The 11,613-nt window shown below is 32.5% G+C and carries 12 protein-coding genes; 3 read left to right on the top strand and 9 right to left on the bottom strand.

Annotated elements, in window-relative coordinates; all coding sequences use genetic code 11:
- Positions 1-6: 6 nt before the first annotated feature.
- From NF27_RS06000 to NF27_RS05990, 3 genes are all read left to right on the top strand, one after another.
- Positions 7-312, top strand: a complete 306-nt coding sequence (locus NF27_RS06000) for an HU family DNA-binding protein (RefSeq protein ID WP_038537979.1) — start codon at positions 7-9, stop codon at positions 310-312.
- 196 nt (positions 313-508) lie between these two features.
- On the top strand, positions 509-1,321 hold the full coding sequence (locus NF27_RS05995) for a hypothetical protein (RefSeq protein WP_039457026.1): 813 nt from the start codon (positions 509-511) through the stop codon (positions 1,319-1,321).
- Between the two features lie 135 nt (positions 1,322-1,456).
- On the top strand, positions 1,457-1,666 hold the full coding sequence (locus NF27_RS05990; protein WP_039457023.1) for a hypothetical protein: 210 nt from the start codon (positions 1,457-1,459) through the stop codon (positions 1,664-1,666).
- Between the two features lie 165 nt (positions 1,667-1,831).
- On the opposite strand, the gene NF27_RS05985 is transcribed toward NF27_RS05990, so the two are convergent.
- The 9 genes from NF27_RS05985 to def form a co-directional block, all read right to left on the bottom strand.
- The gene (locus tag NF27_RS05985; RefSeq protein WP_039457020.1) at positions 1,832-2,596 is read right to left on the bottom strand and encodes an outer membrane protein; all 765 of its coding nucleotides are present in this window, start codon (positions 2,594-2,596) and stop codon (positions 1,832-1,834) included.
- Positions 2,597-2,843: 247 nt separating this feature from the next.
- Positions 2,844-3,833 (bottom strand): hypothetical protein, encoded by a 990-nt coding sequence (locus NF27_RS05980; RefSeq protein ID WP_039457017.1) that lies wholly within the window; start codon positions 3,831-3,833, stop codon positions 2,844-2,846.
- 76 nt (positions 3,834-3,909) lie between these two features.
- Complete coding sequence (locus tag NF27_RS13165; RefSeq protein ID WP_275574612.1) at positions 3,910-4,041, bottom strand: hypothetical protein; 132 nt, start codon at positions 4,039-4,041, stop codon at positions 3,910-3,912.
- Between the two features lie 412 nt (positions 4,042-4,453).
- Complete coding sequence (locus tag NF27_RS05975; protein WP_161791818.1) at positions 4,454-5,539, bottom strand: DEAD/DEAH box helicase; 1,086 nt, start codon at positions 5,537-5,539, stop codon at positions 4,454-4,456.
- A gap of 173 nt (positions 5,540-5,712) precedes the next feature.
- Entirely contained in the window at positions 5,713-5,922 is a 210-nt protein-coding gene (locus NF27_RS05970) for a cold-shock protein (RefSeq protein WP_039457014.1), read from the bottom strand.
- Positions 5,923-6,145: 223 nt separating this feature from the next.
- Positions 6,146-8,665, bottom strand: coding sequence for a glutamine amidotransferase-related protein (locus NF27_RS05965; RefSeq protein ID WP_039457011.1), 2,520 nt, complete (start codon positions 8,663-8,665; stop codon positions 6,146-6,148).
- A gap of 91 nt (positions 8,666-8,756) precedes the next feature.
- Entirely contained in the window at positions 8,757-9,878 is a 1,122-nt protein-coding gene (gene rodA / locus NF27_RS05960) for a rod shape-determining protein RodA (RefSeq protein WP_053332629.1), read from the bottom strand.
- 3 nt (positions 9,879-9,881) lie between these two features.
- Complete coding sequence (gene prfA / locus NF27_RS05955) at positions 9,882-10,961, bottom strand: peptide chain release factor 1 (RefSeq protein ID WP_053332628.1); 1,080 nt, start codon at positions 10,959-10,961, stop codon at positions 9,882-9,884.
- An 87-nt stretch (positions 10,962-11,048) separates the two neighbouring features.
- Positions 11,049-11,585 carry a peptide deformylase gene (gene def, locus NF27_RS05950; RefSeq protein WP_039457008.1) on the bottom strand — a complete coding sequence of 179 codons (537 nt, stop codon included), beginning with the start codon at positions 11,583-11,585 and terminating at the stop codon, positions 11,049-11,051.
- Positions 11,586-11,613: the final 28 nt, after the last annotated feature.

Raw genomic sequence — 11,613 nt, 5'->3', positions numbered from 1 at the left:
GTAAATATGAGTAAAGCAGTTAGTAAAAAAGATCTTGTATCTTGGTTAAAAAAACATAATCAAGGTATGTCACTTAATAAACTGGAAGAAGTAATAGATATTTTCTTTAGTGAAATTGCTACTGCTTTAGTTTGTGGTGATAGAGTTGAGCTTAGAGGCTTCGGTTCGATGGTGGTGAGAAAAAGAGGGGAGAAAGTTGCAAGAAACCCTAAAACTAATCAAAAAATTGAAGTTGGAAATAAAGGTTCCCTTTATTTTAGACCAAGTAAAGAACTTGTTAAGCAGCTTAACAAATCTGCTAATGATAATTAATATCAGCAGAGTCAAGAGCCTTACTTAAATTTTATTATTATTTTAAGGCATTAAATTTCATAGTTGCCTTTTTGCTTTAAGCTTTTAATCTTATATAATGATTAATGTCCGGGTAAAGGGGGAGAGATTTAGCCTTAAGGTTCTCTACAAGCTTAAGAGCAATACCTCCTTGGCTGTTTTAAGGGGGATTTTACTTATGTTATCAAAAGGTAATATTGATTTAGCTTTAAGCATGGCTATTATGTATTCAACAGGTACATTTCTTGCTTCTGATCCGCATTATTTTATGGGTATTATAACTTTTGATATATCAGTTAGAATATTTACCTCTTTGCTAAATAAGAAAAAATATATCTCCGAGCAAACAAAGGATTTAATTGATTATACATCAGGTGGACTAATTTTCGCAGCTTCCTTTAATTACTGTAAAGGTATACTTTTTCAAACATTAGGCTCAGCTTATTTAGAAAGAATATTGGCAACCGGGTTCATTCCCATGCTCGGTATTATTTCAAATACTCAGATAGCTAATTTATTTATTAGTAATAATGAAAATTCATTTACAAAGAATAATAATGAAAATTATAATAATTACTGCTTAATGAATGCACTAAAATTTACTTTTTTTCAAGGCATAAAAGCAGCCTGTATGCCTGCTAGATATGAAGCACCATTAATCCGCGATAAAACCCCTCAAAATTACTCTAACGGGTTATTTATATATAATCTTCAATGCTTTTGTGTAGTATTAGTTGCTTACTTGGTTTCAGACTTACTATACACACAATCGATAAAGGGTTATTTTTATAACTTTAAGGAAAATCTTTTTAATTCCTATAACCGAGCTAATAATTCTTTTGTTGCCGCACATATAGCTAATAGCTTACAGCCCCTAATTTCTTCAAACTTTACTACTTATGATCTCTTATATAGTGGTATAAAAAAATCATTGGATACCGAGTTTTATATAATAAAAGCAGGAAATAGTGGTGCCGGTATAAAAAGATGATAAATTTTTATTTGTTTTACAGGTAAAATTAAATAAATTTTTACCTGTATTGTAAGACAGTAAATTTCTACAGTTAGTGTAATTACTTATTTTTTTAAGTGATTGTTAAAAAACTAAAAATAATAGGAGAGTGCTATGGCTGTTAATCAAAATAACAATGAAAATAAAAACCGACAATCTCAAAATGATAATTCTAACTTAAGTAGCGAAGAGCAGAAAAAAATGCATGATAATTATTCCGCTATGGGTAAAAAGGGCGGGAAAATCGGCGGCGAAGCAAGAAAAGAGCAAATGGCTCATGAAGATTTTAATGCAGGTAAAAAAATAAATAAAGATGAAGGTTAAATTAAACTTTTATCTTATTCTAAATTATAGTGCTAAAAGACTCACTGCTTGATTTGAAAAATTTTATGAAAGCAGTGAGTTTTTTTATAACTATTTGTTGAAGTATAAAAAGAGGTATAATTTTTATTTATACCTTTTTTAAATATTTAAAATATTTAAGCTTAATTAAAACTTAAACCCAGCGCTTACTAAGAACACATTGTTCCTAAATCTGCCCTTGATGTTGTTGTTGTCTGAAGCAACTACGCTATCAATAGTGAAGGGAGATCCTTTAGCTTTTCCTAAATCAATATATTTATATGAAAAATCTAAGAATAAATGTTCACTAATATCTACTGTAATACCTAAACTTGCATTCCAAGCAAACGAGTTTGAATACTTCTTACTAGAAACATAATGTTTTAGTCCTGAAGGTATAGTTACTGCTTCAGCTGAAATTTTGTTATGTGATATACCAATACCTAATCCGACATACGGTTTTATAACATGATGTAAGCTGCTAATTTCATATAACCCATTTATAAAATATGTATAATGAGAAGTATGAAGTTTATGTAAATAATTGGTTCCTAATTCTTCATTTTTAGTGCCAAAATTGAACTTGTGTTTATTACTATGTAAAAACTCAAACTCAATTTTCATATCATTAATTTTCTTTCCGACAGAGGCTTTAAAAACATTACTATTTTTAAGTTTAGTTTTGCTATAATATTCTGGGTTATCGTAATAATCATCTACTGTAAGACCACTTAGTTTCCCTTGTGGCAAAGACTTACCATACCCGATAGAAACATACGTATCATTAAAAATATCATTATTAAAAAAGTTTGAAGAAGAGCTATTTTTTTTCTCATCATATGAATTTGCGAGCGCACTTAGCGGGGTTATAACAGCTAAGGCGGTTAGAGCGGTTAATATCTTAGTATTCATAAATTTATTTCCTTAATTATTCAATTTTATTTTTTGCATATTAAATGATTATATATTTTAGTACATTTAAACTAAACAATTTTTTTTAAACAGTAGTTCGCTTGAACGGTTGTTGTTAAGGTTATACTGCGTAAATACACTGAAAAATATATAATTTTAAGTTAACATTAATATATTTTTTGCCTTTTAATTAACTTTAAAAGAAAGCTGCTAAATTTGGCAAATAAAATATAGCAGCTGATTAAGGTTAATAAGTATAATCTGTTACATCCGGAGTAGAGCAAATAAGCGTAGGCCCATTAGGATCTTCAGGAAGATATAAATTTGCGCCTGAAACACTTCCATCAGCATTAAAGCATTTAAAGAAACCATTTATATTAGGTGCAGGCGAATAAATCGGTTCAGGGCTTGCATATGGTGGTGTGGTAAAAGGAATAGGGGTTGGTGATTCACTTACTACTGGTATACTAGCCAATACTTCTTCAAACCCTTTTGCCATATTTTTAGCTAAATTTGTTGCTTCAGGTGTTGAGCTTGCTTCAGGTGTTGCACTCGCTTCAGGTGTTGCACTCGCTTCAGGTGTTGCACTCGCTTCAGGTGTTGCACTATTATTTAGTTTTTTACCAAAAATGAATGAATACCATTTGGAAGAAGGTGTAGAATTTTCTTGATTATTATTAGTTGCGCCTAAATTTTCTTCCTTGTTTTCTTCCGGCTGCTTTATCGGCTCTCCATTTTCGTCATATTTATCAGCACCTGTAAAAGTATTGAATGCTTTCTTAGTTGTATTTAACCCTTCTTCGAAAAAATTTGTAAAATTTTTATAAAATCCTTCTTTTGGGTTTTGCTGAGTTTTATCAGTAGTAGTATTTGAGGAAGCTTCCGTACTATCATCTGTTACATCTTCGCCAGCTTCAGTTTGTGGTTGTTGTGAAGTTTCAGCTTCTTCATTAGGAGTAGAAGCTTGTTCAGCTTTAGGTGTTTCAGTTTCTACGGTTGGCTCTGGTGTAGCTGTTTCAGGTGCGTATTTAGCAATAATTTCCTGTCTGAATTCTTTGGAAAATTTGTTTTCATTAGTTCTAACTATATTAATAATTTCTTTTTTAATTTCAACATCATATTGTTTAGATGGTTGATTTAAAACATGATTTATAATTTGCTCTTTTAATATTGTTGGTGTGCCTGGATCTTTAGCTGTTAAATGTAAAAGGGCTTTTACTCTTTGTTCTCTATTCATCTTGTTTACCATTTAATTTATTTGTTTAATATTATAAAGTCCTTATTTTTATTAAGGGCGTTGGTCTCTTAACAATTCATTCATTGTTATAGTTAATTAAATCGTGTTCTAAATTATCTATAATTTCAGATTGCTTATTATATTCATTTGCAAATTTTGTGTAGTCATTCTCAATGCGGTCATCCTGATCATTTAGAAATTTACTCATATTTATATCTATTTCTCATTATAATTAATAGAAATTATAACATACTAATATTTAAGTTATGTTAAGGAGGATGAGAAAAGATGTTAAATTTTTATTAAGCTTGATCTTAATTTATGCAAAAGAAGTAAAATGCAATTATTTTAAAGGTATAGGGGTTATAAATTATTGGAATTACAAGTTAAAAATGTGAATGTCTTTGCCACGAAGTATATTTAAGTACGGTATTTTTATAATATAGTTAAATTTTTATTTAAAGGGGTAATTCGGTTATTTGCCTCTTAGTAATTTACTCATTGCAAAAACTATTTATAATTTCATATTGATTACACCATTCTATAAAATCTTCTTATATAAAAAAACTCCCTTAAGGGTTGCCTCAAAGGAGTTTTAAATACTTAGAATTAAATGAAAATTATGCTTGCTTCATTATGCGTTTAATCGCCGTCCACTTTTTACCATCAGCAGGAACTATGAAGCTAACCGCCGAACCTTTAGCGCCGGCACGTGCAGTTCTTCCTAAACGGTGAATATAGTCTTCTGGGCATCTTGGCAGGTCATAATTAATTACATGCCTAATGTGATTAATATCAAGGCCGCGTGCCGCAATATCAGTTGCAACTAAAATTCTAAAATCTTGAGATTTAAAGTTTTTAACCACTCTCTCACGCTTTCTATGTGGAATATCCCCATGGAAAGGAGAGGTGTTTTGGTTATCATTATTTAATTTTAAGCTTAATTTATCCGCACCGCTTTTTGTACTAACAAATATAATTATTGAGCCGTCGCGCTTGCTTAGCTCGGATAAAAGGTCATCATATTTATTTCTTTCAGTAGTGTTAACCATCTTCTGATCAATATTTTTAACCGGAGTATTAACTGTACCGGCATTTATAACTGCAGGATCCGTTAAATACTTTTTAGATAATTTAATTACTTGCTGGGTTAGGGTAGCAGAGAACATTAAAGTTTGGCGATTCTCTCCCATAAAGCTTATAACTTTTTCAATTTGCGGAGTAAAACCGATATCCAGCATTCTATCAAACTCATCTAAAACTAATAAGTTAAAGAATTTAAGATTTATACTTCTTCTCTTAATGTGGTCGTTAACTCTTCCCGGTGTTGCTACAACTAAACGTGGTTTCGCCTTAAGTTGTCTTAATTGTTTTCCTATATCGGCACCGCCGACTAATAGTGCGGTCGGAAACCTTCCATCTTGAGGCATAAGGCTTTCAACAACCTGCATTATTTGCAGTGCAAGTTCTCTTGTTGGAGCTAAAATTATAGCATGGCTTTCTCTGGAAGCCATTAACTTTGAAAAAAGCGGGATAAGAAAAGCTGCTGTTTTCCCGGTGCCTGTCTGTGCAGTCCCGATAATATCTTTACCTGTTAATGCAATAGGAATTGTTTCCGCTTGAATTGGGGTAGGGGTTGTATAACCCATTCTGGTAATAGATTTCAGTAATGAATCAGAAAGATTCATTGTATTAAAGTTACTCATAAAAAAAACTCTCATATTAAAACTAAATGAGGAAGGTTTTAAATATCTTCCTCATTTAATATAGATTTATAATTTTCTAGCTTTTAAGCTTTTAGATATATATAAAACTTGTTTTGAAAGCTTTTTTTTACGGAACTTTAAAAGAAGTTTTATTAGAAAATTGTTTAGGTTAATTAGCCTTTTAAAAGCTGTAAATTAACTGCAGATTCTTTATTGTCTTTGCCTTTATTAACTTCATAAGTAAGTTTTTGACCTTCACGAAGTGAATTTAAACCGGCGCGTTCAACCGCACTAATGTGAACAAAAATGTCCCCACCTTCTTCCGATTCAATAAAGCCATAACCCTTTTGAGCGTTAAACCATTTAACTGTTCCTGTTGACATAAGTAGCGTCCTTTTAATAAATTTGTTGCACAATCTTACGTAATTCCATGCTTCAAATATATAAAAAAGAGCTTGTGGATTCGCGTAAAAATAATTTTGTTATAGTAGTGCATATACATAAACCAGTCAATATAAAAGAACCGAAAAGCCGATATTAATTTTAGTAAATCTTTTTAACGTAAGATTAAAATACCGGCTTTAATATTGTTTTTATTATAACTTTCTACCAACTTATTAAGTGCAAAATCTCTGTGTTTTCAATATTAAATGGTTGTTCATGTGGTTCATTTTCAGTAATATTTGTTTTTTTATTATTACATTCCTCAAGCCTTTGCTTAATTTGACTCATATAAATTTCAGGATAAATTTCATTATTATAAATCGCCTGATGATGCATTTTGCTTAAATTTATAAAATTATCCAGCCAAACCATTTGGTAATTTACAATTCCTTCATCGTTATTCATATTATAATAATGTTCGGGATGAAATTGCGTAGCATAACTTAACCCGTTAATATGAGCGTATGACATCGGTATCTCATCTTCTGAAATTGCACCGAGCTCAATATCGTTTCCAAGCTTATTTAAAACTCCCGCAAAGTGGTGAGCAGTGTCGCCCATAAATTTTATCTCCGGAAATTCGCAACTTAAGAGTGCTTGCTGCTGCTCTAATGAAGTCATCGCCTGAAAGTGCGCGAGCGTTCCCTTGAGGTATGAAACTTCATGTCGACCATGGTTATAATCATTCAACGGGCTTAAATATCCTTTATTATAAAGTATAAAATGCTGTGCTCCTGCACACATGCCCATATAGGGAATATTGTACAAAGAGGTTTTATCTAATGCTAATTGGTAAGTTTCTTCAATTTCATACTGCGGTTGCCAGTCGGATATATTAAACTCATTAAGATGTTTCGGGTAACTGTCTCCTGCGCCCGGGTTTATCCACCCGTCAAATTGATTAACAAATCCATCTCCGCCTCTTTCCAGCATCTCTTTAGTAACCAGATGGAACATTACATCGGAATGCTTTTTCATTACCAGCCTTGCAAATGCGTATATACCGGTTGACCAAAAATGCTCACCGTGGCTAATTGCTATGTGGGTCTTATCAGTTTGTTGAGAAGGTAAAAACAGATCCGAATCCTCTTTAAAAAAATAAAATAACGGGTCTTTTGATTTATTTATTATCAGTTCTTTGTGTGTTTGGTTGCTCAGGTAATGATCTATAACGTTCTCGCCATTAGAAAGTACAATATCAATGTCTTTATATTGAGCCATAATTATCTCATATATTTTTTCCACCTCTTTCTCATCAACTCCTCTGGAGTCATAAGCTCTCGGTAACATTAGAATTCCGGATACTTCATTATTATTAGCTTCAGTAAGGTCAACCCCCATTTCTATTAGTTTATTAGCTAGGGCGAAGTCTCGGTTTAACAAAGCGATATGCAGTAAATTAAAGCCGTATTTATTAATCGGTTTAGCTTCTACTACCTCGCGTACGGGAATATTTTCTGATTCAATTATAGCAATTTCTATATTGCTAAGGTTGCTTTCGAAACCATTTCGGTAATTTAAATAATCTTTGGTTAAGTTATATTTATCTAAAAATAATCCGGTTTCGGAATTTGATTTGCCTTCCGCTCGTAAATATTGGTAAAATTCTTTTTCGGAATAAGTATCAGGGAACCTTTTTTGTATTTCCATGCAAGCCGTAATTGAATAGCAGCTTTCAATATAAGCAGAGATAGAAAGTACATTATCCGTGCCTCCGGAAAGAACTAAGTCAAGAAGCTCATACTCACCCAGTCCTGCAAATTTATTAATTAAAGAATTATTCTTTTTTGTATAATTAGTCTCCACGCCTTCATTTAAAGCAAGCTCAAGTAACTCTTTTACAAAATCTTTTTGTAAGCCCAAATCATAGCTAAGATAATTTTCTATAGTTAAACAATTAATTATTGTTTTAGTAAGCGCATCGGGTGATAGCCCATTGCTAAGCAAATATTTAACAGCAGCAATATTAATATTTGTAAGATTGAATAAACTTAAATCATAGAAGATATTATCAATATCCGGTTTATGCTTAAACACAATATCAAAGTACTTTTTTTGTATCCCATGTATTTTCAAGCCATTTTCAGGATTACTAAACAGTGCTTTAGCAAATATTACTTTTAAATCGAGTCCTTTTTCGATAAGAAAGTGAATAAACTCATTCGGTAGGTTGTCCGGTAATGATTTGTAATCCAGCTCATTAATTATTTCTTTATTATCTTGTATAAGGTGGTCTATTAACAATTTCGCTTTATATAAGATTTCTTCCTGGCTATCCTGTTGATTTAATATTTCTAATATACTTTTAAATGCTAAATTTTGAGAATATCCTCTATCAAGTAAGAGCTGGATTTCATAGATATTTAAGTTGTCAAAAATATATTTTAATTCATTTAAATTTGCGCCCTTTAAAACTAAATAATCAATACATTCATACTTTCTTTCCATTGAGCCGTCATGGAAATTTGCTTCGAAATTAATCGTTTCTTCGATTAGATCTTGGACATTGTAATGCTCAAGTAAAATATCTAACCTTTGGAATGAATTTTTAAATTCCAGTAAATCTTTATCAAGTTTAATAACGTTTAGAGAACCGATTAGCTTTCTTATTATGCTTATACGGTGTAAAGATTCATCGGTTGGTAAATCTACAATAGATTCCCTTTGGAAAATTTTACTCATTGTTAGCCTCCCCCGTTAACAATAAGTATATTAGCGTACTTAGTTAAAATAACATTGCAATAAGATTTTACATATTAAAATATAAGAAATATTACAACGACTTAGTAAGCTTTAAACTTTTATGACTTTGGGAATTAAGCACAATCCCGATACCCAAAAATGAAGCAATCAAATTTGACCCTCCGTAAGAAAGAAAGGGCAGGGGAGTTCCGACTACAGGTAACATACCCGAAATCATTCCTATGTTAATAAACACATGAATAAATAGCATGGTTGCAACTCCGACTGAAGCAAGCCTGCAAAAATGGCTGTCACAATTAAATGATATGTAATAACAATATAAGCTAACTATAAAATACATAATAAGTAATATAGCAACGCCAACCAAGCCGAACTCTTCGGCAAGTAAAGTAAATATAAAATCAGTTTGGTTTTCAGGTAAGAAGCTAAGTTGATTTTGTGAGCCTTGTAAGAAACCTTTGCCTAATACTCCGCCCGATCCGATTGCGATCTTCGATTGAATAATGTTATATCCTGCGCCTAAAGGATCACGTTCCGGGTCAAGGAAAGTGAGTACACGCTGTTTTTGGTAATCATGCATAAATTGCCAAATAACCGGCAGAATACCTAAACCCGCTATAATAACTAAGGCAAATTTCCAAATTTTCACTCCGGAAACAAAAAAAATCGCAGCAGAAATCATAATAATTATTGCCGCAGTACCGAGATTAGGTTGTTTTAAAATAAGAATTACCGGAAGTAAAAAAATTATTATAGGAATTATAAGAGATTTAAAGTTGCTTACCTGGTTTGAATGCAAGGTATGAAAGTAGCGTGCCAATGATAATATGATAGCAAGTTTAACAAATTCGGAAGGTTGTATATTTAAAGAACCTAGTTTTAACCATCTCTGTGCTCCCATTGCCTTATGCCCGAGAACCTCAGCTAAAACCAACAAAAAGAGACAAATGAAATAAAAGACATATGCATATTTAAAAATTAAATATGTATCAACTAAGCATAAAAGAATAATTAACGGAAGAGTAAACAAAATTGTATAAAGTTGTTTAATTGCCCAGGGTTCCATTTTGCCGTTAGCGGCAGAATATAACAATGCAACTCCGACTAAAGAGATGGAAAACGTAATTAATAATAGTTTCCAACTAATGTTAAGGAATTTATGACCATTTGCAGTATTAAATTCCTTAGTCATTTTTTAATCCTCAGAGGCAGAGAGTTTTTCAGCTTGGTCTTCAGCATTTAATGCATCTATAAACGGATCTATAAACCCTTCATTGGTAACTTTATTCAGATCATATAAAGTAATATTTATTCTGTGGTCTGTTACTCTGCTTTGCGGGTAATTATAAGTTCTGATTCTTTCCGACCTGTCTCCGCTTCCCACTTGCCCCTTTCTAAGTGCTGAACGTTCAGCTTCGATTTTTTCCCTTTGTGCTTCAAATAGCCTTGATCTTAGTATTTTTAAGGCTCTTGCTTTGTTTTTATGTTGAGATTTTTCATCTTGTTGAGTAACGACTACCCCGGTAGGTATATGGGTGATCCTGACTGCGCTATCGGTTGTGTTTACATGCTGTCCGCCTGCACCGCTTGCTCTAAAGACGTCAATTTTTAAATCTTTTTCTTCGATATGAATATCAACCTCTTCGGCTTCAGGTAAAACGGCAACTGTTGCAGCTGAAGTATGAATTCTTCCGCTTGACTCGGTTTCCGGAACCCTCTGCACCCTATGCACGCCTGATTCAAACTTAAGTCTTGCAAATACGCCTCGACCGGTAATAGAAACGGAGATCTCTTTATATCCGTCTAAACCGGTTTCCGATGCTGATAATATCTCAACTTTCCATCGGTTTTTTTCAGCATATCTTTGATACATTCTAAAAAGTACTGCTGCAAAAAGTGCAGCTTCATCCCCACCGGTTCCTGCTCTAATTTCTATAATAGCATTTTTCTCATCGTATTCATCTTTCGGAATCAAAGCAACTTTAAGTTCTTGCGTAAGATCTTCGATTTGTTTAGCGCTATCTTTGATTTCCTGTTGAACAACTTCTTTAAAATCAGGGTCAAGATTAGGATCTTTGAGCATTTGCTCGAGCTCCTGCTTTGCATCCTCGGTTTTTCTGTATTTTTGTGCTAAGGGAACGATCTGCTCAAGATCAGATCGCTCTTTAGCTATTTTAGAAAATTCAGCAGACGGAATAGCATCCGGGTTTAAGAATCTTTGATTCAATTCATCAAAGCGGCCAATAATTTTATCTAACTTTTCACTAAATGACATAAACTACTTTTTTGTTTGCATAGTATTTTAAAACTTCTATTTATTCAAGCGCAATCGGCTTAAGAGGTTTAATAATCCGCATAATTCTTAAGATTTCATGCATTCTTTTTTATTTATCGTATTAATATCCTGCATGGTACAAAGCTTATCTATAAACAAAATGCCGTCCAGATGATCGAGCTCATGCTGCAAGCACCTTGCAAACCATAAGTCATATTCTGATTTTGTGCCGTCGATTGACAGCTCTTTAAAGTTACCTTGTATATCCCGGTATTCGATCGTTATACTGATAGGTCTTTCAACTTTACCGTTCACTAAAGTACCATTGTCGCTTTTTACTGATAAGCACCCTTCATCTAAAATTACCGTTTCATTTGAAAAAAATTTAATCTTAGGATTTATTATAACAAGAGGGTTCTTTTCTTCTTTAATCGGGATATCTACAACTAATGCTCTTATTGGCTTGCCTACCTGAATTGCCGCAATTCCCATGCCTTTTTCCTCATACATAGTTTCAATTAAATCATCAATAAAATTTGTAAGCTCCGCATCAAATTTTTGGACGGGTTTTGAAACTTTTCTTAGTAAAGGATCTGGTTCTTTTATAACTTGCATTAAAGCCATAGAATTACTCTTAAATATTAGAAATATA

Origin of the sequence: Candidatus Jidaibacter acanthamoeba (genome assembly GCF_000815465.1) — a bacterium.
Classification (GTDB): domain Bacteria; phylum Pseudomonadota; class Alphaproteobacteria; order Rickettsiales; family Midichloriaceae; genus Jidaibacter; species Jidaibacter acanthamoebae.
This window is presented reverse-complemented; position numbering and strand designations above follow the sequence as displayed.